This window comes from Amycolatopsis sp. NPDC059027, assembly GCF_042739735.1.
In the GTDB taxonomy this organism is placed as follows: Bacteria; Actinomycetota; Actinomycetes; order Mycobacteriales; family Pseudonocardiaceae; genus Amycolatopsis.
Window position 1 is genome coordinate 135,789 of record NZ_JBHYIK010000009.1, and the last position, 24,205, is coordinate 159,993.

At 70.0% G+C, this 24,205-nt stretch carries 24 protein-coding genes; 19 read left to right on the top strand and 5 right to left on the bottom strand.

The features are described 5' to 3' along the window. The first annotated feature begins 44 nt into the window (after positions 1-44). Together ACFWY9_RS08885 and ACFWY9_RS08890 are read left to right on the top strand one after the other, a co-directional pair. Positions 45-701, top strand: a complete 657-nt coding sequence (locus ACFWY9_RS08885) for a PrpF domain-containing protein (RefSeq protein ID WP_378338581.1) — start codon at positions 45-47, stop codon at positions 699-701. Next, positions 698-2,071, top strand: coding sequence for an MFS transporter (locus ACFWY9_RS08890; RefSeq protein WP_378338569.1), 1,374 nt, complete (start codon positions 698-700; stop codon positions 2,069-2,071). Before ACFWY9_RS08885 ends, ACFWY9_RS08890 begins: the two co-directional genes overlap by 4 nt. A gap of 17 nt (positions 2,072-2,088) precedes the next feature. Here the strand turns inward: ACFWY9_RS08890 and ACFWY9_RS08895 are convergent, their stop codons facing one another. After that, positions 2,089-3,000, bottom strand: coding sequence for a LysR family transcriptional regulator (locus ACFWY9_RS08895; RefSeq protein ID WP_378325468.1), 912 nt, complete (start codon positions 2,998-3,000; stop codon positions 2,089-2,091). Between the two features lie 74 nt (positions 3,001-3,074). Here ACFWY9_RS08895 and ACFWY9_RS08900 point away from each other — a divergent pair, with 74 nt between their 5' ends. The 9 genes from ACFWY9_RS08900 (at position 3,075) to ACFWY9_RS08940 (ending at position 11,041) form a co-directional block, all read left to right on the top strand. Then, complete coding sequence (locus ACFWY9_RS08900; RefSeq protein ID WP_378325467.1) at positions 3,075-4,019, top strand: DMT family transporter; 945 nt, start codon at positions 3,075-3,077, stop codon at positions 4,017-4,019. A 238-nt stretch (positions 4,020-4,257) separates the two neighbouring features. Continuing rightward, positions 4,258-5,202 (top strand): helix-turn-helix domain-containing protein, encoded by a 945-nt coding sequence (locus ACFWY9_RS08905; protein ID WP_378325466.1) that lies wholly within the window; start codon positions 4,258-4,260, stop codon positions 5,200-5,202. A gap of 74 nt (positions 5,203-5,276) precedes the next feature. Beyond that, positions 5,277-6,044 (top strand): MoaF C-terminal domain-containing protein, encoded by a 768-nt coding sequence (locus ACFWY9_RS08910; RefSeq protein WP_378325464.1) that lies wholly within the window; start codon positions 5,277-5,279, stop codon positions 6,042-6,044. 25 nt (positions 6,045-6,069) lie between these two features. Continuing rightward, the gene (locus ACFWY9_RS08915; protein WP_378325463.1) at positions 6,070-6,456 is read left to right on the top strand and encodes a nuclear transport factor 2 family protein; all 387 of its coding nucleotides are present in this window, start codon (positions 6,070-6,072) and stop codon (positions 6,454-6,456) included. A 105-nt stretch (positions 6,457-6,561) separates the two neighbouring features. After that, complete coding sequence (locus ACFWY9_RS08920) at positions 6,562-7,740, top strand: ABC transporter substrate-binding protein (protein ID WP_378325462.1); 1,179 nt, start codon at positions 6,562-6,564, stop codon at positions 7,738-7,740. Positions 7,741-7,768: 28 nt separating this feature from the next. After that, entirely contained in the window at positions 7,769-8,629 is an 861-nt protein-coding gene (locus ACFWY9_RS08925) for a branched-chain amino acid ABC transporter permease (RefSeq protein ID WP_378325461.1), read from the top strand. Continuing rightward, positions 8,616-10,349, top strand: a complete 1,734-nt coding sequence (locus ACFWY9_RS08930) for an ATP-binding cassette domain-containing protein (RefSeq protein ID WP_378325459.1) — start codon at positions 8,616-8,618, stop codon at positions 10,347-10,349. Before ACFWY9_RS08925 ends, ACFWY9_RS08930 begins: the two co-directional genes overlap by 14 nt. After that, positions 10,346-10,750, top strand: coding sequence for an ATP-binding cassette domain-containing protein (locus tag ACFWY9_RS08935; RefSeq protein ID WP_378338570.1), 405 nt, complete (start codon positions 10,346-10,348; stop codon positions 10,748-10,750). Before ACFWY9_RS08930 ends, ACFWY9_RS08935 begins: the two co-directional genes overlap by 4 nt. A gap of 3 nt (positions 10,751-10,753) precedes the next feature. Next, positions 10,754-11,041, top strand: a complete 288-nt coding sequence (locus ACFWY9_RS08940; protein WP_378338571.1) for a hypothetical protein — start codon at positions 10,754-10,756, stop codon at positions 11,039-11,041. 80 nt (positions 11,042-11,121) lie between these two features. Here the strand turns inward: ACFWY9_RS08940 and ACFWY9_RS08945 are convergent, their stop codons facing one another. Both ACFWY9_RS08945 and ACFWY9_RS08950 read right to left on the bottom strand, forming a co-directional pair. Continuing rightward, positions 11,122-11,928: an SDR family NAD(P)-dependent oxidoreductase gene (locus ACFWY9_RS08945; RefSeq protein WP_378325457.1), complete on the bottom strand. Its 807-nt coding sequence runs from the start codon at positions 11,926-11,928 to the stop codon at positions 11,122-11,124. Positions 11,929-11,992: 64 nt separating this feature from the next. Next, the gene (locus ACFWY9_RS08950) at positions 11,993-12,709 is read right to left on the bottom strand and encodes an SDR family NAD(P)-dependent oxidoreductase (protein ID WP_378325456.1); all 717 of its coding nucleotides are present in this window, start codon (positions 12,707-12,709) and stop codon (positions 11,993-11,995) included. Positions 12,710-12,861: 152 nt separating this feature from the next. Between ACFWY9_RS08950 and ACFWY9_RS08955 the strand changes: the two genes are divergently transcribed. From ACFWY9_RS08955 to ACFWY9_RS08965, 3 genes are all read left to right on the top strand, one after another. Next, positions 12,862-13,659, top strand: coding sequence for a molybdenum cofactor biosynthesis F family protein (locus ACFWY9_RS08955; protein ID WP_378325455.1), 798 nt, complete (start codon positions 12,862-12,864; stop codon positions 13,657-13,659). A gap of 3 nt (positions 13,660-13,662) precedes the next feature. Then, positions 13,663-15,294: an amidohydrolase gene (locus ACFWY9_RS08960; RefSeq protein WP_378325454.1), complete on the top strand. Its 1,632-nt coding sequence runs from the start codon at positions 13,663-13,665 to the stop codon at positions 15,292-15,294. 69 nt (positions 15,295-15,363) lie between these two features. Continuing rightward, complete coding sequence (locus ACFWY9_RS08965) at positions 15,364-15,951, top strand: TetR/AcrR family transcriptional regulator (RefSeq protein ID WP_378325453.1); 588 nt, start codon at positions 15,364-15,366, stop codon at positions 15,949-15,951. 10 nt (positions 15,952-15,961) lie between these two features. On the opposite strand, the gene ACFWY9_RS08970 is transcribed toward ACFWY9_RS08965, so the two are convergent. Together ACFWY9_RS08970 and ACFWY9_RS08975 are read right to left on the bottom strand one after the other, a co-directional pair. Continuing rightward, positions 15,962-16,903, bottom strand: a complete 942-nt coding sequence (locus ACFWY9_RS08970; RefSeq protein ID WP_378325452.1) for an alpha/beta hydrolase — start codon at positions 16,901-16,903, stop codon at positions 15,962-15,964. After that, entirely contained in the window at positions 16,900-17,886 is a 987-nt protein-coding gene (locus ACFWY9_RS08975) for a methyltransferase dimerization domain-containing protein (RefSeq protein WP_378325451.1), read from the bottom strand. The genes ACFWY9_RS08970 and ACFWY9_RS08975 overlap by 4 nt, the downstream gene beginning before the upstream one ends. Before the next feature lie 331 nt (positions 17,887-18,217). Here ACFWY9_RS08975 and ACFWY9_RS08980 point away from each other — a divergent pair, with 331 nt between their 5' ends. From ACFWY9_RS08980 to ACFWY9_RS09000, 5 genes are read left to right on the top strand one after another with little or no spacing between them, the layout of a single operon-like run. Then, a complete protein-coding gene (locus ACFWY9_RS08980) occupies positions 18,218-19,975 on the top strand; it encodes a dipeptide ABC transporter ATP-binding protein (RefSeq protein WP_378325450.1) in 1,758 nt (585 codons plus the stop codon). After that, entirely contained in the window at positions 19,972-21,573 is a 1,602-nt protein-coding gene (locus ACFWY9_RS08985; RefSeq protein ID WP_378325449.1) for an ABC transporter substrate-binding protein, read from the top strand. Before ACFWY9_RS08980 ends, ACFWY9_RS08985 begins: the two co-directional genes overlap by 4 nt. Further along, positions 21,570-22,514, top strand: coding sequence for an ABC transporter permease (locus ACFWY9_RS08990; protein ID WP_378325447.1), 945 nt, complete (start codon positions 21,570-21,572; stop codon positions 22,512-22,514). The genes ACFWY9_RS08985 and ACFWY9_RS08990 overlap by 4 nt, the downstream gene beginning before the upstream one ends. Continuing rightward, positions 22,511-23,431 (top strand): ABC transporter permease, encoded by a 921-nt coding sequence (locus ACFWY9_RS08995; RefSeq protein WP_378325446.1) that lies wholly within the window; start codon positions 22,511-22,513, stop codon positions 23,429-23,431. The genes ACFWY9_RS08990 and ACFWY9_RS08995 overlap by 4 nt, the downstream gene beginning before the upstream one ends. A 20-nt stretch (positions 23,432-23,451) precedes the next feature. Beyond that, entirely contained in the window at positions 23,452-24,195 is a 744-nt protein-coding gene (locus ACFWY9_RS09000; protein WP_378325444.1) for an alpha/beta fold hydrolase, read from the top strand. The last annotated feature ends 10 nt before the right edge of the window (positions 24,196-24,205 follow it).

Below are 24,205 nucleotides of genomic sequence, written 5' to 3' on the forward strand. Positions count from 1 at the left end.
CCCCACCGGGAGCGGGGTGGGGGCGGGCTCACCCCACCCCCGGGGTGCTGTTGGGCCGGTGGTACCTTACCCCCGGCGGGGCCAGCCGGCGCCCCCCCGGCCGCGCCGTCGACATGCTGGAATCGCGCGAAAAAACCGCGAAGGCGACACTGGTCGACGCCGGAGCACCGGCCGCACTGGTCGACGCGCCGTCGCTGGGCCTGACCGGTTCGGAGAGCGTCGCCGAGTTCGGCGAACGGCTTCCCTCGCTGCTCGGCCTGCGCCGTGCGGCCGCGATCAGGATGGGACTGTCCACTCCGGACAGTCCGATCAGCCACGCGGTGCCGAAGCTCGGCATCGTCGGTCCCGCCGCGGACTACACGACCACCGGCGGCACGCACGTCACCGCCGGGGAGTTCGACGTCGCGGTGCGGATGGCCTCCATGCACGCGCCGCATCCGGTGATCGGCCTGACCTCGATGGTCGCGGTGGCCGCCGCGGCCACGGTCCCCGGCAGCACGGTGCGCGCCCACACCGCCACGGAGAACGGGGAGATCCGGATCGGCACCGCGGCGGGCGTCGTCTCGGCCAGCCTGCGCACGAGCGGCGACGGCGCGCTCACCGGCGTCACCCTCAACCGGTCGGCCCGGGTGATCGCCCGCGCGGACATCTTCGTCCCGGCGGCGGCCCGCGAGGCCCGCGAGCCGGCGGTCGCCCGGTGACCACGGCGACCAGGCCGGGCACCGCTTTCGACGCGAAATTCCTCACCCCGCTGGTCATCGGCACACTGCTCAACGCGGTCAACTCGTCGATGATCGCGGTGACCCTGGTCCCGATCGGCCGGGACCTCGGCGTCGGGGCGGGGCACACGGTGTGGCTGGTCACCGTGCTGTACCTGACCACGGCCACCGCCCAGCCGGTGATGGGCCGATTGGTCGACACGCTCGGCGCCCGGCGGGTGCTGGCCGCGGGCCTCGTGCTGGTCGCGGCGGCGGGCCTGCTCGGCACGTTCGCCCCCGCCTTCGAGGTCCTGCTCGTGGCCAGGATCCTGCTCGGCCTCGGCACCGCCACGGGATTCCCGGCGGCGATGGCGATGGTCCGGGCACGGGCGAACGCCGCGGACGTCCCGGTGCCGGGGCGGGCACTGGCCACGCTCGCCACGTCCACCCAGGCGAGCATGGCCGTCGGCCCGACACTCGGCGGCCTGCTGGTCGGCCTCGGCGACTGGCGCTGGACGTTCGCGGTGAACGTGCCGGTCGCCGCGCTCGGGCTGCTGCTGGTGTGGCGGTGGCTGCCCCCGGACGAACGCCGCGAGCGCACCGGCCCCCGGCCGCCGCTCGACCTGGTCGGTATCGGGCTCTTCACGCTCACCCTCACCGCGCTGCTGCTGTGCCTGACCCGCTCGGGCGCGACGCCGTGGCCGTTCCTGCTGACCGGCGTGCTCGCGGGCGCCGGGCTGATCGCGTGGGAACTGCGCGTGCGGGACCCGTTCCTCGATCTGCGTACCCTGGCCCGCAACCGGCCGCTCGCCGCGACCTATCTCCGGCAGGGCTGCGGTTACCTGGTGATCTACGCGTTCCTCTACGGCTATCCGCAATGGCTCGCGGAAGGCTACCGGCTGCCGGAATCGACGATCGGCCTCGCGCTGCTGCCGATGTCGATCACCACCGTCGCGCTGTCCGCCTTCGGCGCCCGGCTGTGCACCGGCGTCCGCGCGCGGCTGCTGCTCACCGCGGGCGCGCTGGTGATCGGCTCGATGGCCCTGCTGACGCTGTCCTCGGGCACCGCGCTGTGGCTCGTGGTCGCGATCGGCCTGCTCTTCGGTGTCGGGCAAGGGCTCAGCACCGTGGCGAACCAGACGGTCCTCTACGCGCAGGCCCCCGCGGACCGGATCGGCACGCTGTCCGGCCTCTTCCGCACCGCCCAGTACATCGGCGCGCTGGCTTCCACCAGCGTGCTCGCGCTGGCGTTCGGCGCGGAAGCCACCGATGGCGGACTCGGCACGCTGGCGCTGGTGCTCAGCGTGGCCGCCGCCGCGCTGCTCTCGGTCACCGCCGCCGACCGCTCACTCCGCGCCCTCGACCCGCACTGACAGTCCACAATGGAGGATCAGAGTTCCGGGGACCACACGGCGACCTGCTCCCGGAGCACGGCGACGAACGCGTCCACCGCCGGGGTGTTGACGCCCTCGACGGTGGCCACGCCGATGGTGCGGGTGATCGACGGTGCGGTGCGCAGGAACCGGACCCCGTCCGGCTGCGGATGCCGGGCCATCCGCGGGACCAGCGCGACGGCGAGCCCGGCGGCGACCAGCAGGAGGTGGGTGGTGTAGTCGAGCACGCAGTAGGGCACGTCCGCGCCGACGTTGTGCGCGCGCAGCGCGTGCACCAGCGCCTCGTGGGGATCGGTGCCGGGCGCGCAGCTCACCCAGGTCAGCCCGCCCAGCTCACCGAGCGGGATCGGCTCGCGGCGGTCGGCGAGCGGATGGCCCTCCGGGACGGCGAGGTGGACGTCCTCGCGGATCAGCTCGGTCAGGTGAATCCCCGGCGGATACCGCGACGGCCTGCTGGACCAGCTCTCGGTGAGGACCGCGTCGAGGTGACGCGACCGCAACGCGGGGATCATGTCGATGACCTCACCGTCCCGCAGCGCCGGGACCAGCCGGGGATGCCGGGCGGTCAGGGTGTGCAGCACGCGCGGGATCAGCGCGCGCAACGCGCTGGCTACCGCCCCGATGCGCAGCGGCCCGACGATCTGGCCGTGCAGGTTCGCCAGATCGCGCTCGGCCTCGGCGACCGTGCCCGCGACGTGCAGCGCCGTGTCGGCCAGCACCCGTCCTGCGGTGGTGAGCCGGATGCCCCTGCCGTCCGGCTCGACCAGCGGGCAGCGCACCTCGCGTTCCAGCTTGCGCACGTGCTGGGTCACCGCCGAACCGGTGATGTGCAGGGCCTCCGCCGCGCCGGAGATCGAGCCGTGCTCGGCGACGGCGGCGAACACGCGGAGCCGCTCCCAGACAATCATCTAAGCCATGCTAATCAGAAGTCCTCATAAATCATAACTAGTGCTGGTGAGTCCTGGTTGGCACCGTGGAGGACGTGGACACGACCTTCCCCCTGCCGAAGACCCGGCGGCCCGCCCTGCCCGCGCTGTCCGTCGTCGCGGGTGCGGTCTGCCTGTCCGGCTCCGCGACGTTCGTCAAGCTCGCGGACGTCAGCGCCGGGACCGCCGCGTTCCTCCGGTGCGCCATCGCCTTGGTGGTGCTGATCCCGCTGGCGTATGCCGAACTCCGGCGCGAGGGACCGCTGGGCGGCCCGTTGCTCGGCTGCGCCGCCGCGGCCGGCGTGTTCCTCGGGATCGACTACGTGCTCTGGACCGCCAGCATCCTCGACGTCGGGGCGGCCATCGCGACCGTGCTGATCACCGTCCAGGTCATCGTGTTCCCGTTGCTGGGCAAGGTGTTCGGCGGCACGCCGATCGCGCGCCGCTTCCTGGCCGCCGCCCCGCTGATGATCGCCGGGATCGCGCTGGCCAGCGGTGCGCTGGGGCACAGTGCCCAGGTGACGAACCCGGTGCGCGGCTCGATCATGGGCATCGCCGCCGGCGTCGCCTACTCCGGTTTCCTTTACCTGAACCGGGTTTCCGGACGGCGGAGCCCGCGCCACCTGGTGACGCCCATCGCGGTGGCGACCGCCGCCGCCACCGCGACCGCGGGGGTGATCGGCGCGAGCACCGGCGGCATCAGCCTCTCGCTGGACGCGGCGTCGTGGGGCTGGATGATCGCGCTCGCCCTGCTCGGCCAGGTCGCCGCGTGGCTGTTCGTCAGCACGGGAACCGCCCGGCTGCTGCCGAACACCGCCGCCGCGCTGCTCACGCTGCAGCCGGTGCTGGCCATCGGGTTCGGCCTGGTGGTGCTGGGCGAAACGCCGACCGCCGCCCAGCTCGCCGGATGCGTCGTGGTGATCCTGGCCGTCTGGTTCGCCAATCGCACACCCCGGACTCGGGAGCGGAAGCCCGAGCCCCAGCTGAGCGGGCATCGGTAACTCCCGCGCCACTGTCCTTTGTGGATACAAAGTGCTGAAGGACGCCTTCGGTGCACCTACCGCGCCGAAGGACGCCTTCAGTGCACTCAGCGCGCTGAAAGCGTCCTTCAGCACCCGGCCCTGGCACGCGACACCGCGACGACCGGTGTAACGGGGGTACGGCCGAGACGGTTGCCTGGCAAGATCGTATCGCTTATCGTATACGAAATTGCTTCCTCTCGGTGCTGCGAGGTAAGTCGTGACCGTCGCCCTTCACCCGTCCACCACGCTGGTCGCGCGGGATTTCACCGACTTCCGCACGGCGGTGTCCCAGTCGTTCGTCCCACTGCACGTCACCAGCCCGCACCACGACCACTTCCGCGGCCGGATCCGGTCCGGTGGCGCGGACGACGTCCAGTTCTCCGAGATCACCGCCTCCGCGCACAACGTCGAGCGCACCCCGGAGCTCATCGCCAGGGCCGACCGGCGCTACTACAAGCTCAGTCTCATCCTCGCCGGGACCGGGCTGCTCGTGCAGGACGACCGGCAGGCCGTGCTGCAGCCCGGCGACGTCGCGCTCTACGACACCCACCGGCCGTATTCCCTGGTGTTCGAGGAGGATTTCCGCACGCTCGTGGTGATGTTCCCGCAGCGGCTGCTCGACCTGCCCGCCGAACTGGTCGGCCAGCTGACCGCCGTGCGGATGTCCGGCCGCGAAGGCGTCGGCAACGTCGTCGTGCCGTTCCTCGCCCAGCTCGGCACGAACCTCGACCAGCTGGCCGGTCCCGCCGGGGTGCGCCTCGCACACAGCGCGGTGGACCTGCTGGCCACGATGTTCGCCGCCGAACTCGACCTGGCGCGCACCACGGCCGACCCGCATTACGAGCTGATGCGGCGGATCCGCGCGTACGTCGACGCGAACCTGTCCTCGCCCGAACTCGGCCCGGCGCAGATCGCCGCCGAGCACTACATCTCGACCCGCCATCTGCACGGGCTGTTCCAGGAACAGGGCACCACCGTATCGGGCTGGATCCGCACCCGGCGTCTGGAGCACTGCCGCCGCGAGCTGCTCGATCCGGTGCACTCGACCCGCCCGGTCGCGGCCATCGCCGCGAAATGGGGGTTCGTCGACGCCGCCCATTTCAGCCGCGTGTTCAAGGCCGCCTACGGCCGCTCGCCGAGCGAACTGCGCGCCGCGGGTTGACCGAGAGCGACCGGTCCTTGCCCTCCAGTGCGTGATCGCTGGCCGTCCCCCGGCGCGGCGCCGAGGATGAGGCCATGTCCGAAACACCGGAAGAACAGTGGCGCACCTATGACGAGTTCGCCGCCGGGATAGCCACCTACCGCCTGCCGAACGCGGACCTCACCGGCCGCGAACTCACCGTCACGCTCGACGACGACACGAAACTCGAGCTGCGTTTCGAGGACGCCGAGCACGTCGTCTGCAACGGGGTCAAGGATCCCTATGACGCGGTCGCGGTGCGCGAAGACGTCTTCTTCGTCAACCTGCCGTTCGCCAGCGTCGAAGGCGAAGCACTCACGGTGATCTTCTCGACCACCACCCACCGCGCGCTCGCGATCCGGTCGGTCATCGGAACCGAGGACGTCGAGGGTGTGCCCCGCGTGTCGCAGACGTTCCGCGCGGGCACCACCGACGGCGGCACGCCGTCCGGTGCCGTGCCGGGCCCGTCCCGCGACCTGATCGGCAAGCGCAACATCTACCGCTACAGCCCGAACCATCTCTACGAGCACGTCTACGTCTCCTCGCAGCGCTACGCCTGGCAGTGTCTCGAAGGCGTGCAACGCGGTCACGGCGACATGGACCTGTCCACGGTCTGGAAGTTCGCCGACGGCCTCTACCTGTTCTGCTTCCGCGAATTCCGCATCGCCGTGGCCAGCGTCTGGCTGCACGACCTCGGCTACGCGCTCAAGACCACCGGCGTGTTCCTCGGCATCACCGGCGACGGCCGCTCCGAACATTCCCGCGCCGGCGGCCACATCTACCCGCTCGGTTCCGTCAGTTACCCCGACGCCCAACCCGTCTAGCCCAGCCCGTCTGAAGGAGAACCCAGTGTCCAATCTGGACGTCATCACCGCGCACTACGCCGCCAGCGACCGCGGCGATCTCGAGGGCATGCTGGCGCCGCTCGGGCCGGGGACCACCTGGACCGAGGCCGCCGGTTTCCCTTACGGCGGAACGTACACCGGCCCCGACGAAGTCAAGAAGAACGTCTTCGAGGCGATCGGCAGGGACTGGGAGGGCTACACGTTCACCTTGGCGGAACTGCACGACGCCGGGGACACGATCATCGGCCTCGGAACCTACACCGGTACGCACCGCAAATCCGGTCAGTCGTTCACCGCGCGGGTCGCGCACGTGTGGAAGTTCGACGGCGGCGAGCTGGCCAGTTTCGAGCAGATCGTGGACTCCGTGCCGGTGGTCGCCGCGACGGCGTGAGCCCGTGCCGCACCGGACAACACCCGTGCCCGCAGAGACAAGGCGCGCCGCCGTGGCCGCTCGTAGGGTCCATCCACCTCGACTAGCCACAGGACGGGAACCGCCATGAGAAAGATCTTGGGCAGCCTGGCGTTCGCCACCGCTGTCGTGCTGTTCGCGGGGGGATGCGCCGGGACCGACGCCGGGACGAGCGGGCCGATCGTGGTCGGCTCGGTCAACGCGCTCAGCGGCGCCGCCACCTTCCCCGAATCGTCACAGGCCGCGAAGGCGGTGTTCGACGCGACCAACGCCGCGGGCGGGATCAACGGCCGGAAGATCGAGTACAAGGCGATCGACGACAAGGGCGACCCGGCGGCGGCCGCCGCCGCGGCCCGCGAACTCGTCGGCGGTGACAAGGCAGTCGCGCTGGCGGGCTCGTCCAGCCTCATCGAGTGCCAGATCAACGCGAAGTACTACGAGCAGCAGAAGATCCTTTCGGTCCCGGGGATCGGCGTCGACCCGGCGTGCTTCACCAGCCCCAACATCTCCCCCGCCAACGTCGGCCCGTTCCACGACATGACGCTGACGCTGCTGTACGGGTCCGAAGTGCTGAAGCTGAACGACATCTGCGCGTTGCTGGAGATCGCGGGCAACACGCTGCCCTCGTACCAGGCGGCCATCGACGAATGGTCGGCGATCACCGGCAAGAAGCTCAAGTACGTCGACGCGACCGTGCCCTACGGCGGCTCCGACTACACCTCCTACGTCGTCAAGGCGCGGGCCGCGGGCTGCAAGGCGATCACCGTCAACCCCGTCGAACCCGATTCGATCGGCCAGCTCAAGGCCGCGCAGGCACAGGGCTGGAACGACGTCACGTGGCTGCTGCTGACCAGCGTCTACAGCGAAAACTACGCCAAGGCGGTCCAGAACGCGGGCGCGGGCGTCTACGTCCCCGCGGAGTTCTACCCGTTCACCGACGCGGCCAGCCCGCAGAACAAGGAATGGCGCGACCTGATGACGAAGGGCGGCATCCCGCTCACCTCGTTCAGTCAGGGCGGCTATCTCGCGGCGAAGTACTTCGTCGCGGTGCTCAAGGGCATCAAGGGTGACATCAACCGCGAGAGCGTCACCAAGGCACTGCACGAAATGCAGCCGATCGTCGATCCGATGGTCGGGACGCCGTACGTGTTCGGGACCGGCAAGACCCATCACGACAACACCGCGGGCTGGCCGGTCAAACTCGCTTCCGGCGCGGGCAAATGGGAACTGGCCGCGAACGACTGGCTGCACATCCCCAAGAAGTAGAGCCCGAAAGAAGTAGAGGAGTATCCCGATGCTGCAGGGAGCGCTGGCAGGCCTGGCCGCCGGCGGGCTGTACGCGGTGCTGGCGGTGTGCCTGACCCTGATGTCCCGGCTGGTCCGGGTGGTCAACTTCGCGCAGGCGGCGACCGCGATGTTCGGCTCGTACGTCGCGGTCTACCTGGCCGTCCACATCGGACTCCCGGTGTGGCTGGCGACGGTCGTGGGCATCCTGCTCGGCGGTGCGCTGAGCGCGCTGCTCGGCTGGGTGATCTCGACCTGGCTCGCCGAGGCGGACACCGGAACGCGTTCGGCGGTGACCGTCGCGGTGCTCCTGCTGCTCATTTCGCTGTCGTTCATCCTGTTCGGCAACAAGCCCCAGCCGTTCCAGCCGATCCTCGCCGGCCCTGCCTTCGAGGTCGGCGGAGTGGTGGTCAGCCAGGTCACCGTGGTCACTGTCGGGCTGGCGGTGCTGGTCTCGCTGGGCTGCCGGGCGGTGCTGACGCGGACGTCGGCGGGTGTCGCGTTGCGTGCCCTGTCGGAGCGGCCGACGACGGCGGAGTTGCTGGGCATCCCGGCGAAACCGCTCAGTGTCGCGGTCTGGGCGGTCACCGGGCTGATCAGCACGCTGATGATCTCGATCGTCGCGCCGTCGCAGTCCAACGACGCGACGTCGCTGGCGATGCTGGTCGTCCCGTCCGCCGCCGCGGCCCTGCTGGGCGGGTTCCGGCGGCTGGATCTCGCGGTGATCGGCGGGCTGGTGCTCGGCATGCTGCAAGGCGCGCTGGCCCAGTCCGACAGCCTTTCGATCGCGCGGTACTTCCTGCCCTTCGTCGTCATCGCCGGACTGCTGCTGTGGTCGCAGCGCAAGGAGGTGTGGGATGCCGCTCGCTGATCGCCGGACGCTTCCCCGGTTGGGAATCCCCCTGCTCGTCGCCGTCGTCGCGGTGGCCGCGGGGTACGCGCTGAGTGTCGGGCTCGAAGGGTACTTCGTCTACCTCGGCATGAGCGCGGTCGTGGCCGCGATCGCGTTGCTCGGGCTCGGCGTCGTCACCGGCAGCGCCGGGATGATCTCCTTGTGCCAGCTGACTTTCGCCGCGGTCGGGGCCTGGGTGGTGTCCGCGCTCAACAAGGCGGAGGCGCCCGGCGGGTTCCTGGTGTGGCTGCTGCTGGGCGGCCTCGCCGCCGGGGCCGTCGGCGTGCTCGTCGGGCTTCCGGCGCTGCGGCTGCGCGGGATCAACCTCGCGGTCGTCACTCTCGGCCTCGCCGCTGCGGCGGATCTCACCCTGGTGCAGCTCCAGTTCCCCGGCGTGAGCGAGGGGATCTCGGTCATGCGGCCCGACGCGTTCTCCGACGACCGCGCCTACTTCCTGCTCGGCGTGATCGTGCTGGTGCTGTGCTGTCTCGCGGTGTACTTCCTGCGCCGGGGCCGCTGGGGCAGCGGCTGGCAGGCGGTGGCGTTCTCCGAACGCGGCACGGCCGCGGCGGGGGCCAGCGTGCGGACGTCGAAGCTGACGGCGTTCGCGGTGAGCGCGACGCTCGGCGGCATCAGCGGCGGGCTGCTCACCGGGCAGGTCGGCCTGGCGTTCCCGGCGAGCTTCACCTCCATCCAGTCGCTGGCGCTGTACGTGCTGGCGATCATGTCGGGCGCGCATCTGATCGACATGGCGGTGTTCGGCGCGGTGCTCTGGGTCGCCGTGCCGGAACTGCTCAAACGCTGGGGCGTGCCGCAGGACTGGGGCTATGTGGTGTTCGGCCTCCTCGGCATCCAGGCGCTCACCAGCGGCGGGAACCTCGGCACGGCGCTGCGGGAACTGTGGCACCGGCGCGCCAGGGCCCGCGACGGCAACGGGCATGTCGGGATCGAGCACCGCGACGTCGAGGCCGTTGGCGAGGCGCCGCCACCGGGCGATCCGGTACTGGTGGTGCGCGGATTGAGTGTCCGATTCGGACATGTCGACGCACTGTCCTCAGTAGACATAGCGGTTCCGGAGCACGGGATCCTCGGCGTGATCGGGCCCAACGGTGCCGGGAAGTCCACTTTGGTCGACGCGATCAGCGGCTTCCTCCCACAGGCGCAGGGCGCCGTCGAACTCGACGGCCGCCCGTTGACCGGCTCACCCACCCGCCGGGCGCGCGCGGGCCTGCGGCGGACGTTCCAGCAGGACCGGGTCCCGCCGGGGCTGACCGTCGAGTCCTATGTCCGGTTCGTGGCACGACGGCGGCTGGCCGCGGCGGAGATCGCCGACGCGCTGGAGTTCTTCGGCTGTCCCGCCGCCCGCACCCCACTGTCCCGAGTGGACGTCGGCGCGCGGCGGCTGGTCGAGGTCGTCGGCCATCTGCTGGCCGGTCCGCGCATCCTCCTGCTCGACGAACCCGCCGCGGGACTGCCGCACGAGGAACACGTCGCGTTCGGGGAACGGCTGCGGCGGGTGCCCGCCCGGTTCGGCGTGTCGTTGCTGCTCATCGAGCACGACCTGGACCTGGTGCGGTCGGTCTGCGACACGATCACCGTGCTCGACTTCGGCCAGGTGCTGGCGACCGGCCCGCAGGCCGAGGTGCTGGCCGATCCCGCGGTGCTCAAGGCATACATGGGCGAAACGGAGCTGCTGTGAACGCGTTGCGAGTGGCGGGCTTGACGGTCTCGCGCGGGGCGGGCCCGGTGATCAGGGACGTCGGCTTCGAGCTGGCGCCCGGCCGGATCACCGCGCTCGTCGGGCCGAACGGAGCCGGGAAGACGAGCCTGCTGGAGGCGGTGTCCGGGGTGATCCCGGCGGCGCGCGGAAGTGTCCACATCGGACACACCGAGATCACGAAGCACTCGCGAGTGGCGCGTGCGCGGCTCGGGCTCGCGCACATCGAGCAGGGCCGCGCGGTGTTCGGCGGGCTCACCGTGCTGGAGAACCTCCGGTTGACGGCGCGCACCAGGGCGCGGGTCGACGAGGTCCTGGAGTTGTTCCCGGAGCTGGAAAAACGCCGCGACTCCCCCGCCGCGCTGCTGTCCGGCGGGGAATAGCAGATGGTGGTGCTGGCCCGCGCTTTCGCCGCGCGGCCGGCGTTCCTGCTGATCGACGAGATGTCGCTCGGCCTCGCGCCGGTGGTGTTCACCCGCCTGCTCCCGGTCATCACCCGGTTCGCTTCCGACGGGGCGGCTATTCTGCTCGTCGAGCAGTTCACGCATCTGGCACTGGGCGTCGCGCAGGACGCCGTCGTGGTGTCGTCGGGCCGGGTCACCTTCTCCGGCGAGGCACGCACCCTGCTGGACTCCCCCGACACCCTGCACACCGCCTACCTCGGCGAATCCTGACCCCGCACCTCTCAAGCGCCCCATTGTGGCATTGGGTGCATCCAACGCACCGAACGCCACATTGGGGCGCATGACCGCGCCTACGAACCCATGCCCGCGCGTTCGAAGGCCAGGGTGGGCAGGTCGACCGCGTGGGCGCCGCCGTCGGCGACCAGCACCGCGCCGGTGATGTACGACGACTCCGACGAACCCAGGAAGCGGACGATGGACGCGATCTCGTCCGGCTCGGCGGGCCGTCGCAGCGGGACCTCGGCGGTGACCCGGCGATAGCCCTCGTCGTGACCGCCGGTGAATCCGGCCGCCTCGGCGAACTGGTCCATCTCGCCGTCGGCCATCGGGGTGCGGACCCAGCCGGGACACACAGCGTTGGCGCGGACACCGCGGGGGCCGTAGTCCCGGGCGATCGACCGGGTGAGCCCGATGAGCGCGTGCTTCGCGACGGTGTACCCCGCGACGTTCGGCCCGGCGAACAGGCCGGCCAGTGACGACACGATCACCACCTGTCCCCCGGTCTCCACCAGCGACGGCAACGTCGCCCGGCAGAACACGAACGCGCTCGACAGGTTCGAGCGCAGCGCGAGCTCCCATTCCTCGTCGCCGGTGTCGACCACCGACGAAAGGCCATGCCCGCCCGCGTTCGCGACCACGACGTCCAGCCGCCCGAACCGGCCGATGATCTCCGCCACCGCGTTCTCCGCGTCCGAAGCCACACTCGCGTCGCAGGAGATGACGTGCGCGCCGGTCTCGGCCGCCACCTTCTCCAGCGGTTCGCGCCGCCGTCCGAGGACCACGACGTTCGCGCCCTCGGCCGCGTACCGCCGGGCCACCGCCGCGCCGATGCCCGTGCCGCCGCCGGTGATCGCGACGACCTTGCTCTCTGTACCCACCGTGAAGGTCCTTTCCTTGTCCTGAAACGAAGTCCTAAGCGGGCTGTGTCTACGCAGGCTGTGTCTACGCCGGAAAACCGGATCGCGCCGACACCCCGAAGTCGGCGAGCACCGCCTGGCCGTTGACCGTCCGCGACCGCGCGGAGGCCAGGTACAGCACGTGCTGCGCGACGTCCTCGACCGCCTGCACGGGAAACACCGGATCGTCCAGCACCGCGCCGAGATCGCCGCGGGCCATCGGGGTGTCCACCACCGACGGGCACACGCAGTTCACCCGCACGCCGCCCCACTCGACGGACAGGGCCCTGGTCAACGCGACCACGGCGCCCTTCGACGCGCAATAGGGCACCATGCCCGGCGCGCACACGAACGCGGAGTCGCTCGCGAGGAACACCACGGACGCGCCGGGCGAAAGCCACGGGCGCGCGTGCTTGGCCAGCAGGAACTGCCCGGTCACGTTCACCGACAGCACCGTCGTGAAGTCCTCGACCGTGGTCTCGGCCAGCGGCTTGCCGACCGGGCCGGAGACCCCGGCGCAGCCGACGACGACGTCGAGGCCGCCGAACCGGCGCGCGACCGTGGCGACCGCCGCGCCGAGCCTCGGTTCGTCCGTGACGTCGGCCCGCACCGCCACGACGTCGCCGTCCAGCAGTGGAACCGACGCGCGGTCGACCAGCCCGACCCGGGCGCCCTCGGCGAGGAACGCCCGCGCGCAGGCCAGTCCGATTCCCGAGGCCGCGCCGGTCACCAGTACCGCCTTGCCCGCCAGATCCAGTCGCATGCCGTCATCCTCGATCCCCGTGCCGCCGCGCGGGTTGGCCGCGAGCGCATCCCTCTTGACCGATACCGCACGACGCCGTCCGCCCCGTTCCACCCGCCGGGAAATCGGGCGAAACTACCCCCGACGAGACTCCGACCACTGAGGACGAGCCGATGCCCGAGACCGCGCTGAACCTGTCCGACACCTCGACCTGGCTGCCGCTGGACGGCCTGGCCCCCGGATTCGACGCGAACAAGGCCCCCACCGTCGGTGACCTGCACGGCCGCTCGTTCGTGCTCCACTGCGCGGACGGCACGACGTTCTCGGCGAAGTTCACCGGTGCCCGTATCGAGTGGAGCCACGGCGCGTCCGGGACCGACGACTGCGAGACGTTCCTCGTCGACGACGACCTGTACTACGTCCAGTTCCATCCCCGGACCCGGCAGGAGCGGGCCTACACCGTGTTCCTCGACCTGCGTCAGGGCCGGGCGCTCGTCGTGGTCACCGAGATCGGCGACGGCCTCCCGCGCGTCGGGCAGACGTTCCTGCCCGCCACCATCGAGGGCCTCGAAGCGCGAGGCGAACAGATCGCGCCGAGCACGTCGCTCGTCGGCAGGCGAGTGATGTGGGTGTACAGCGCCGCCCACGCCTACGAGCACGTCTACCTCAGCCCGCACTGGTACACCTGGCAGTGCCTCGCCGGACCGGAGAAGGGCCTCGCCGACACCGACGAGAACTCCGTCTACCAGCTGCGGCCGGGCATCTACGTCTTCACGTGGCGGGAGAAGGTGATCCCGTGCGCCTCGGTCACCGTCGCCGACCACCGCGACGTCCGCGCGCTGCGTTCGCACGGTGTCCTCTTCGGACTCGACGCGACCGGCCGGACTCCCACCCACTTCACCTTCGGCGCCCACGGCAGGCTGCTGAGCACGACCGTGCACCCCGCGCCCTACGACCCGGCCGGGGACTGAACCATGGCGGCCGACCTGATCCTCACCAACGCGACGGTGTACACAGTGGACACCGCGCGGCCGTGGGCGTCCTCGCTGGCCGTCGAGGACGGGAAGGTGCTCGCCCTCGAAGACGTCGACCGTGGACCGAAAACCGAAGTGCTCGACCTCGGCGGGGCGTTCGTCATGCCCGGGTTCGTCGACGTCCACAACCACCACGCGCTCGCCGGGCGCGCCGCGCTGTTCGAACTCACCTTCGGCGGGGACGCCGGTTTCGAGGACATCCTCGCCGCCGTCCGCGATCGGGCCCGCGGTCTCGGCCGTGACGAGTGGGTGATCGGCGGCGCGTGGGCGTCCACTTTGGTCAGTACGCTGTCGCAGCACTCCGCCCGGCTCGCGCTCGACGAAGCCGCGGGCGGCCGTCCCGTCGTCCTCTCCGACGACAGCAGGCACAACCGCTGGGTCAGCAGCCGGGCACTGGAACTGGCCGGGATCACATCGTCCACAGTGGACCCGACGAGCGGAGTCATCGTCCGCGACCAGGACGGGACACCGACCGGTGTCCTGCTCGAAGCGGCGGGCATGCTCGTCGAACGGGAGCAGCGGGAGAACAGCGCGTTGAGCGCGGAACAGCACGCGCGCGCCTCCCGCCACGGAATCGAGATCCTGCATTCGTACGGTGTCACGGCGTTCCAGGACGCCGGGGTCTCCGTCGACATCATGGCCGCGCTGAAGACGCTGGACGACGCGGGCGAGCTCGACGCGTGGGTGGTGTCCTCACTGCTGGTGAACGACCCGATCTTCGGCGTCGACCCGATCGGGCGCCCGCTGATCGAGGTCCGCGAGCGCTATCGCACCGAGCATCACCGGCCGGACTTCGTCAAGATCTTCCTCGACGGGGTGCCGCCGACCCGCACCGCGGCCTTCCTGGAGCCGTACCGGCCGGACGAGGTCCACGGGGCGTGTTTCCACGGCGCGACCACGATGACCCCACCGGAACTGGAGGGGTGGCTGCGCACGGCGGCCGAGGCCGGGCTGTCGGCGAAGATCCACTGCACCGGGGACGCCTCCGTACGCGCGACGCTCGACGCCGTCGAAAAGGTCCGCGCCGAAGGCTACCCGGACACCAAGTTCCAGGTCGCGCACGGCCAGTTCGTGCACCCGGACGACATCCCGCGTTTCGCCGAGCTGGGCGTCGCCGCGGACATCTCGCCGTTCCTGTGGGTGCCCGGGGTCATCCCGTCCGCGATCGCCGGCGTCCTGCCCGCCGAGCGGGCCGAGCGGATGCAGCCCAACCGGTCGCTGCTGGACCGGGGCGCGCTGGTCGCGGGCGGCTCGGACTGGCCGGTCAGCGAATCGCCCGACGCCTGGGAGGGCATCGAGGGCCTGGTCACCCGGCAGGATCCGAGCGGGGCCTTCCCCGGTGCGCTGTGGCCGGAGCAGGCCATCACGCTCAGTGAGGCCATCGAGGTGTTCACCCTCGGCGCGGCCAGGGCGTGCGGCCTCGACGACGTCACCGGATCCTTGACACCGGGGAAGTCCGCCGACTTCCTCGTGCTGGACCGGGACCCCTTCCGGACCACGGCTGGGGCGCTCGCCACCACGAAGGTGGCCGAGACGTGGTTCGCCGGGCGCCGGGTGTTCAGGCGCGGCTGAGCACCCGGCGCACTACCGGCCGATACTTTCTCCTACACTGGTAGACAAACCAGTGCGGGAGGTGCCGCGATGCCGAAGATCATCGACCACGACCAGCGACGAAGCGACATCGTCGACGTGACGTGGGACCTGATCATCCAGGGCGGGATCGAAGCCGCCACGATGCGGGAGATCGCCGCCGCGGCGGGCTTCGCCAACGGTGCGCTCAAGCACTACTTCCCCAGCAAGGAAGACATCATCGAGGCCACCTACGTACGGGCGCTGGACATGATGCGCGAATACGTCGAACTGGACGGCCTGCGCGGGCTCGCCGCGCTGCGCGAGCTGTGCGTGTCCTCGATGCCGATCGACGCCGAGCGCATCACCGCGGGCCGGGTGCTGCTGACCTTCTGGCAGATGTCGCTGTCGAACCGGAAGCTGCACGACAAGTACCTGGAGCACATCCGCTCGTGGCGGGGCCTGCTGCACCGCTATATCACCGAGGGCCGCGAGGACGGCGACATCGTCACCGAGACCCCGGACGAGCAACTGGTCGACGAGGTCGTGCTGCTCAACGCCGGCGCCAACGTGATGAGCCTGGTCGCCGGGGAGTTCTCCACGGTCCCGCTGCAGCACCGGCACCTGGAGTCCTTTTTGGACCGCTTGACCCGCCCCTGAGGTTCCCGGCTCAGGAGAAGACCTCTCGGAGGAAGGCAGCGGCCTGGGCGTGTGAGCGTGGTGACGCCGGGAGGTCCGTGTACAGGCCGTAGAAGCCGTGGATCTGCCCGGTGTAGCGAGTCAGTTCCACCGGGACACCGGCGTCGGCGAGGCGGCGGGCGAACTCCTCGCCCTCGTCGCGCAGGACGTCGTATTCCGCGGTCAGCACCAGCGCCGGGGGCAGGCCGCCGAGGTCGGAAGCGCGCAACGGCAGCACGTACGGGTCGTTCAGCTGCGCCGGATCGGTGACGTACTGCGCGAAGAAGAACCGCATCGCCGCGGCGGTCATCCCGAAGCCTTCCGCGCAGTCCACATAGGACGCGAAGCCGTCGTCGGGATGGCCGTAGACCGGGCAGATCAGCACCTGCGCGGCGATCGGCGGGCCGCCGCCGTCGCGGGACATCATCGAGACCACTGTGGACAGATTGCCCCCGGCGCTCTCCCCGCCCACCGCGATCCGGGAACCATCCACAGTGGATCCGGCACCTCCGGCGTGCAGCCACTCGACGACGGCATAACAGTCCTGCGGCGCCGCGGGGTAAGGATTTTCCGGCGCGAGCCGGTAGTCCACCGCGACGACGGCGACTTTCGCCGCGTTGCACACCGCCCGCGAGGCGACGTCGTTCTCGTCGATGGAGCCGATCGTCCAGCCGCCGCCGTGGATCCACACGAACACCGGCACCGGCCCGTCCGATTCCGGCAGGTACAGCCGGACCCGGACGTCTCCGCCGGGGCCGGGCACCTGATGCTCGGTCACCGACTCGACCGCCTCGACCGAGGCAGGACGAGGCCAGGACGCGTCGAAGGCGGCACGCAGCTCCACCGCCGTGGGCGGCCTGGCGGGAGCGGCGGAGGAGGCCGATGCGCTGCGGGCGAGCAGCTCCCGGACCGCGGGATCGAGAGCCACGGTCATTCCGCCTTGGCCACGAGCACGCGAGGACTGCCCGGCAGGGTCAGCCGGTCCACCGGCCGCCAGCCCGCGCCCATGAGCCAGGCCCGCACCTCTGCCTCGGGGTACACCACGGTCCCGTCGATCACCAGGTACTCCCCCGCGTGCAACGCGTCGAGCGGCCGCTGGACCGCGTCGTCATCGAGGAAGAAATCGAGCAACAACAGGGTCGCGCCGGGCGCGGCGGCCGCACGAGCGCGGCGCAGGATCTCCGTGTTCTCCCTGGCGGTGAACCGGTGGACGACGTGGTTGACCATGACGAGGTCGAACTCCCCCGACGGCCGCGCTTCGGTGGCCGGCTCGCCCACCACGGTGCTTCGCCCGGCGAATCCGGCGTCGGCCACCGCGCGGGTGACCGGCTCGACCGACCGCGGGTCGAAGACGAACGTCGTGTGCAGTTTTTCGTTGACACGCATGGCTTCCAGCGCGAATTCGCTCGACAGCCCGCCGAGGTCGAGGAGTTTTTCGTGCGGCCCGTAGTCGAACGCGGCGGCCAGCATCCGGGCGTGTAGGGCGTTATACGTCATGACACCGGAGAGGAACGTGTCCCAGCGATCGCCCCCGACGTCGAGCTTGCCCGGCTCGCCGGTGTCGGCGGTGTGCTCGAACTGGAGCCAGTGCGGATAGCTGATCGAGTCGAGGAACGTCAGGAACGGTGAGAGGTCCAGACCGCCTCCGGCGAGGTACGCGGCGGCGTCGGCACCCAGCTCATAGCGGCCCTCAACGCGCGAGAGCAGGCCCAGCGAGGACATCGTGTCGCCGAGGATGCGGGCGATCTGCGCCGGTTTCCCGATCTTCGCGGCCAGCGCGGCGGCGTCGAGCGGGCCGTCCGCGAGCGCGGCGAACAAACCGATCCGGCTCGCGGCGAAGAGCTGTTTCGCCGCCATGTAGCCCACGGCGATGTCCACGATCCGGTCGGGACTGGCTGTTCTGGTTGACCCGGTCACGGTCACTCTCCTCAGGGTTGACTCGCCGGACACTCTACAACCGTAGACAAAAAAATCCAGGGTCGATTTTCCTCGCACAGCAAGCAAAACCGGGCGGAAATCGACTTCCTACATTTGTAGAATAAAACCATTGACACGACCGGTCACCGGTGTCAACATGCGTAGAACTACCCCTGCCGGAGCCGTTCGCCCGGCAGTCCGGCCCGTGCGACACGACGGGCACGAGGAAGGGGACTTACCAATGAGGCCGAAAGTAGGCCAACAAGGAGATCGGACAGACCTACGGGAACCGCCTACTTTCGGTCGGTTTGGTATCTACCAGCACAGCAGCATGACGCTGCTCGCGATCCGGGATCTCACAGTCGGCGTCGTCACCGACGATGTCGAACGTGAGCTCGTACGAGAGCTTTCCCTCGATCTCGCCGAGGGCCGCACGCTCTGTGTGGTGGGCGAGTCCGGCAGCGGGAAGACCGTGACGGCGCTGTCGATCATCCGGCTGCTCGAGTTCGTCGCGCCGGTCCGCACACGCGGAGAGATCACTGTGGACGGTGTGGACGTCACCACGCTGTCCGCTGAAGAAATGCGCGCTTACCGGGGGCCGCGGATCGGGATGATCTTCCAGGAGGCGCTCGATTCGCTCAACCCCGGGCAGCGCGTCGGGAAACAGCTGATCGAGGCGTACCGTAAACCCGGATCCGCGCCACGCCAGGCGGTCCGCCGCCGATCGCCGCTGCACCAGGAAGCCGACGCCAAGGCGCGGGGCCTGCTGGCGGAGGTCGGCCTGCCCGACGCCGACCGGACCATGGCGCTCTACCCGCATCAGATGTCCGGCGGCATGCAGCAGCGCGTGATGATCGCGCTGGCGCTGATGGCGGATCCGGACCTGCTCATCGCGGACGAGCCGACCACCGCTCTCGACGTCACCACCCAGGCCGAGATCCTCACGCTGCTCGACCGCGTCCGCCGCGACCACGGCATGGCGTGCGTGTTCATCACCCACGACATGGGCGTGGCCGCGCAGGTCGCCGACCGGATCGCGGTGATGTACCGCGGTTCCCTCGTCGAATCAGGGGCAGGAGAGGACATTCTGTTCCGAGCGAAGCACCCGTACACGCGCGCGTTGCTGAGCTGCGTTCCCCAGCTGGGCGTCAGCAGGCGTGACGGATTCCCGACGATCTCCGAGACCCTGCTCGAAGCCGCGATGACGGGGGAATCGACCACCGCCACGGAGACCAGGACGCTCTCCCCCCAACGTCCCGCCACCGAGGGCAAGGGCACGGTGCTCACCATCGACTCGGTGTCCAAAGTGTACGGACGACGTGGGCGGTTCTCCCTGAACCGCGAACCGGAAGTGCACGCGGTACGCGAAGTGTCACTCGAAATCGCGCCCGGCGAGTTCTTCGGGCTGGTCGGCGAATCCGGCTCCGGCAAGTCGACGCTGGGCCGTCTGGTGAGCGCACTGGAAACCCCGACGTCCGGAACGATCACCTTCGGCGAGCACCGCTGCACCGCCGACGGGCTGGACGGCGACGAACGCGCGTTCCGGCGGCGCACGCAGCTCATCTTCCAGGACCCGCAGAGTTCGCTCGATCCCCGCCACACCGCGGCCCGGATTATCGCCGAACCCTTGCGGGAACTCACTTCCCTGCGCGGCGCCGAACTCGAACGACGCGTGCGGGATCTGCTCGACGAGGTCGGCCTGCCCCGGGACACCGCCGGAAAACTGCCGTCCCAGCTGTCCGGCGGACAACGTCAGCGCGTCTCGATCGCCCGCGCCATCGCCGCCGAGCCGGAGCTCATCGTCGCCGACGAGCCGACCTCCGCGCTCGACGTCTCGGTGCAGGGCCAGGTGATGAACCTGCTGCTGGAACTGCGACGCACCCGCACTCTCAGCCTGCTGTTCATCACGCACAACCTGAGCCTGGTGCTCTCGGTGGCCGACCGCGTCGGGGTGATGTACCGCGGCGAGCTGATCGAGGTCGACACCCCGGACGCCGTCCGGCTCACCCCGCGTCACGAGTACACCCGCCGCCTGCTCGCGGCGAATCCCGAACTCCCCGTCCCCCACACAGGATCGCAGGGCTCATGACCTCCTCTCCCGTACGGCGGCGCACCGCCGTCCTCGCCGCGCTCGGTGCCACGAGCACCCTCCTGCTCACCTCGTGCATGGGCGACGCCCCGGGCGCGCAGTCCGCGGACGGCCCGCCGGTCCGCGGCGGCAACCTGACCGTCGCGGTGCCGACCGATCCGCAGTCGCTCGACATGGTCGCCAATCCCGGCCAGGTCACCGCGCACATCGGCAACATGATGTACGAGAAACTGTTCGAAGTGGACAAGACGTTCACCGCGCGGCCGATGCTCGCCGACAGCTTCACGACGAGCCCGGACAAGCTCACCTACACCTTCAAACTCCGGCAGGGCGTCACCTTCCAGGACGGCAACCCGCTCACCGCGAACGACGTGGTGGCCAGCCTGCAGCGCTGGGAAAAGGCCCACCGGACCGGGCAGCTGGTCGCCCCGGACATCGAGTCGGTCACCGGACCGGATCCGGCGACGGTGGTGATCAAGCTCAAGAAGCCACGCTATCCGCTGATCGACGAACTCGCCGGCGCGGGCACCGAGATCTACGAGGCGAAGAACCTCGAAGGCCTGCCCGCGACGGGGTTCGGGCAGGACAAGGCGATCGGCACCGGGCCGTACAAGCTCAAGAGCTGGGATATCGGCCAGCAGCTGGTGTTGCAGCGCTACGACGGCTACAAGTCACGGTCCGAAGAGGACTGGGGCGGACAGGCCGGCGCCAAGCACGCCTATCTCGACACCGTCACCTACAAGGTCGTCGCCGATCAGGACGCGCTGATCAACGGATTGCAGACCGGCCAGTGGGACCATGCGATGCCGACCAACGACCAGTACGAAATCCTCAAGAAGAATCCGGGCGTCGTGGTGCACAACCTGCCGGGTGGCAACGAGAACGTCATCATCCCGAACTTCAACCCCGGCTCCCGCTTCGCCGATCCGCGGGCGCGGGAGGCGCTGAACCTGCTGCTCGACAAGCCCGCGATCAACGCCGCGACCGGGGGCAGCAAGGAACTCACCGTCGAGACCGGCGCGTTCGCTTCCCCCGACAACAAGGCGTTCTATTCGACCGTCGGCGACGACGTCTACCGGCGGCACGATCCGGCGCGGGCCAAGCAGCTGCTGGCCGAGGCCGGAGTCACCGCCGGGACGCCGATCCGCATCGTCACCAGCAACTCCTACCCCGAGTTCGCCAAATGGTCGGTGCTGATCCAGGATTCGCTGTCCAAGATCGGGCTGACCGCCAAGATCGACACCTACGACTTCGCGACGATGCTCGGCACCCTGATGAAGGAGCCGGGTGGCTGGGACCTGACCACTCTGTTCTTCGATGCGGCACTGACCGCACCCGCGCAGATGCCCGCGCTCACCCTCGGCACGCTCAACGGCTCGTCCTCTCCCGAGATGGACAAGCTGATGGCCGGCTACAACGCGTCGAACTCGCCCGAGCAGGCCAAGGCGGTGGTCGACAAGTTCCAGACGTTCACCTGGAAGCAGCTGTCGGTGATCACGTTGAGCCAGTCGAGGCTGTACGCGGCCTACACGCCCCGGGTGAAGGGATACGGCGACTTCTACCGCGTCTTCTGGAACACCTGGCTGGCGGCGTCATGACCGGAGTGCTGCTGCGCCGGCTGCGCGATCTCGTCCTCATCCTGGTGATCGTCGGCACGATGATGTTCTTCGTCATCCGGCTGATCCCCGGCGATCCGGCGCTGGCGATCCTCGGGCCGACGGCACGTCCGTCCGATGTGGACGCGCTGCGGGCGAGCATGGGCCTGGACGGGCCGCTGTGGCAGCAATACCTGAGCTGGGCGGGCCACGTCGTCCAAGGCGACTTCGGCACGTCGATCACCTATCACGCGCCGGTGCTGAAGGTGGTCGCCGAGCACATCCTCCCGACACTGACCCTGGCCGTGCTCTCGACCGTCATCAGTTTCCTGTTGTCGGTGGCGATCACCACCTGGCAGGCCGTGTCGCCGCGCAACCCGGTGGCGCGGGCGTTCGACCGGCTGTCCTCGCTCGGGATGGCCATGCCGGACTTCTGGATCTCGCTGGTACTCGTGCTGATCTTCTCGGTGACGCTCCGCTGGTTTCCCTCCAGCGGCTACCACAACCTGTTCACCGATCCGGTCGCCTCAGTGCCCGCACTCGTGCTGCCGCTGGCGGTGCTCGTCATCGGGCAGACGGCGTTGTTCGTGCTGACGCTGCGGGAAAGCCTGCTCGGCGAACTCCCCCTGGCGTACCTGCGCACCGCGCGCGTCAAGGGACTCTCGGAACGTCAGGTGCTGCTGAAACACGTGCTGCCGAACGCGATGATGCCGCTGATCACCCAGCTGGGCAGCAACTTCGCCATGCTGGTCGGCGGTATCGTGATCATCGAGTCGATCTTCGTGATCCCCGGCCTCGGCCATCTGCTCATGGGCGCGGTGTCGACCCGTGACTTCCCGCTCATCCAGGGCGTGACGTTGTTCGTCGCGGTGCTGTTCGTGCTGGTCAACATGCTGGTCGACCTGTCGTACGCGCTGCTCGACCCGAAGGTGCGTGTCTCGTGAGTGTCGCCCTCGTGGACAAGAGCGAATCCGTGCGTACCGCCCGCGCGCCAGGCCGTGTGGCCCGATTGTTCCGCCGCAACCGGGTCCTGGTCGTGTCGACCGCGCTGCTGGGCCTGATCGTGCTGGCGGTGCTCGTGCTGCCGGTGTTCCTGCCCAGTGTCAGCGCGACCGATCCGGTGCACCGGCTGCTGCCGCCGTCCGGCGCCCATCCGCTGGGGACCGACTCCTACGGCCGGGACGTGCTCGCGCGGCTGGTGTCCGGCGGCCGGGCCTCACTGGGGCTGTCCGCGCTGATCACCCTGTGCGCGGCGTTCTCCGGGATGGTGATCGGCCTGGTCAGCGGGTTCTACCCGCGGGCGGACGCGGTGCTGATGCGGCTGATGGACGCGTGGATGTCCTTCCCCGCGATCATTCTCGCGATGGCGCTCGCCGTGTCGCTCGGTGCGAGCATCTGGACCGAGCTGATCGCGCTGACGGTCATCTTCACCCCGTTCACCGCCCGGGTCGTGCGCAGCCGGGTGCTCGGGGTCGCCGGCCGGTCCTACATCGGCGCGGCCAGGGTGTCCGGGATGAGCCGGGGCAAGATCCTGCTGGTGCACGTGTTCCCGAACGTGCTGCCGCTCGCCCTGGTCCAGGTCGTCATCCTGTCGGCGGCCGCGATGCTGGTCGACGGGGCGATGAGCTTCCTCGGCCTCGGCATCGCGCCGCCGACCCCGACCTGGGGCAACATGATCGCCGAGGGCCGGTCGTACCTCGTCGTCGCGCCGTGGCTGGTCGTCGTGCCCGGCGTGACGATCATGCTGTGCGTGTTCCTGCTGAACCTCATCGGCTCGTCGCTGCGTGTCGCCGTCGACGCCCGCGCGCGGACGCTGTCCGAGCTACAACGCCTGCGCACCCGGCGCCGGGCACCCCGCTGAGTAAAGGAAGAAGGATTTCCTTGTCCGCCACCACCTCCCTGGCCGTCGGCCGGTACGTGCCGGAGACGTCCGCAGACACCGGCCCGCCCGTGCTGCTCGTGCACGGTTTCGCCTCCGACGGGCACACCGACTGGGTCACCACCGGCTGGCCCGCGGCGCTCACCTCGGCCGGCCGCCCGGTGATCGTGCCCGACCTGCCGGGCCACGGCTCCAGTCCGGCGCCCGCCGACGCGGCGTCCGCCACTCCCGAAGCGATCGCCGGGGAACTGGCGCGGGCCGTCGGCGCTTCGGCCGAACTGTCCGAAGTGGACGTCATCGGCTACTCGCTCGGCGCACGGCTGGCCTGGGAACTGCCCGAACTCCTTCCCGTGCGGCGGCTGGTGCTGGGCGGGATCAGCCCGATGGAGCCGTTCGGTGCCATCGACGTCGAGGCCGCGCTGGCCTACGCCACCGGCGGGAAGCTGCCCGGCGACCCGCTGACCGCGATGATCGCGCGGATGATCAGCGCGCCCGGCCGTGACCCGGTGGCGCTGTGCCGGTGCATCGAAGGGCTCCGGAGCGCGCCGTTCGCCCCGGCCGTCGGCACGCTCCGGGTACCGACTCGGTTCGTGGCGGGCAGGGACGATCCGGTCAGTCAGGGCGTCGAACAGCTGCTGGCGCTGGTGCCGGGCAGCGATCTGGTCACCGTGCCCGGCGATCACGGCGGCGCGTTGCGCGGGGCGAAGTTCAAGGCCGCCGCCCTGGAGTTCCTCGGCGCGTTCTGAAGCTGCTGAA

What these genes read in the sequence shown, in the direction of transcription:
- ACFWY9_RS08895 (WP_378325468.1), bottom strand. Translation starts at nt 3,000, where the DNA reads ATGATTGTCTGGGAGCGGCTCCGCGTGTTCGCCGCCGTCGCCGAGCAC.
- ACFWY9_RS08910 (WP_378325464.1), top strand. Translation starts at nt 5,277, where the DNA reads ATGTCCGAAACACCGGAAGAACAGTGGCGCACCTATGACGAGTTCGCC.
- ACFWY9_RS08920 (WP_378325462.1), top strand. Translation starts at nt 6,562, where the DNA reads ATGAGAAAGATCTTGGGCAGCCTGGCGTTCGCCACCGCTGTCGTGCTG.
- ACFWY9_RS08925 (WP_378325461.1), top strand. Translation starts at nt 7,769, where the DNA reads ATGCTGCAGGGAGCGCTGGCAGGCCTGGCCGCCGGCGGGCTGTACGCG.
- ACFWY9_RS08930 (WP_378325459.1), top strand. Translation starts at nt 8,616, where the DNA reads ATGCCGCTCGCTGATCGCCGGACGCTTCCCCGGTTGGGAATCCCCCTG.
- ACFWY9_RS08940 (WP_378338571.1), top strand. Translation starts at nt 10,754, where the DNA reads ATGGTGGTGCTGGCCCGCGCTTTCGCCGCGCGGCCGGCGTTCCTGCTG.
- ACFWY9_RS08950 (WP_378325456.1), bottom strand. Translation starts at nt 12,709, where the DNA reads ATGCGACTGGATCTGGCGGGCAAGGCGGTACTGGTGACCGGCGCGGCC.
- ACFWY9_RS08955 (WP_378325455.1), top strand. Translation starts at nt 12,862, where the DNA reads ATGCCCGAGACCGCGCTGAACCTGTCCGACACCTCGACCTGGCTGCCG.
- ACFWY9_RS08960 (WP_378325454.1), top strand. Translation starts at nt 13,663, where the DNA reads ATGGCGGCCGACCTGATCCTCACCAACGCGACGGTGTACACAGTGGAC.
- ACFWY9_RS08965 (WP_378325453.1), top strand. Translation starts at nt 15,364, where the DNA reads ATGCCGAAGATCATCGACCACGACCAGCGACGAAGCGACATCGTCGAC.
- ACFWY9_RS08970 (WP_378325452.1), bottom strand. Translation starts at nt 16,903, where the DNA reads ATGACCGTGGCTCTCGATCCCGCGGTCCGGGAGCTGCTCGCCCGCAGC.
- ACFWY9_RS08980 (WP_378325450.1), top strand. Translation starts at nt 18,218, where the DNA reads ATGACGCTGCTCGCGATCCGGGATCTCACAGTCGGCGTCGTCACCGAC.
- ACFWY9_RS08985 (WP_378325449.1), top strand. Translation starts at nt 19,972, where the DNA reads ATGACCTCCTCTCCCGTACGGCGGCGCACCGCCGTCCTCGCCGCGCTC.
- ACFWY9_RS08990 (WP_378325447.1), top strand. Translation starts at nt 21,570, where the DNA reads ATGACCGGAGTGCTGCTGCGCCGGCTGCGCGATCTCGTCCTCATCCTG.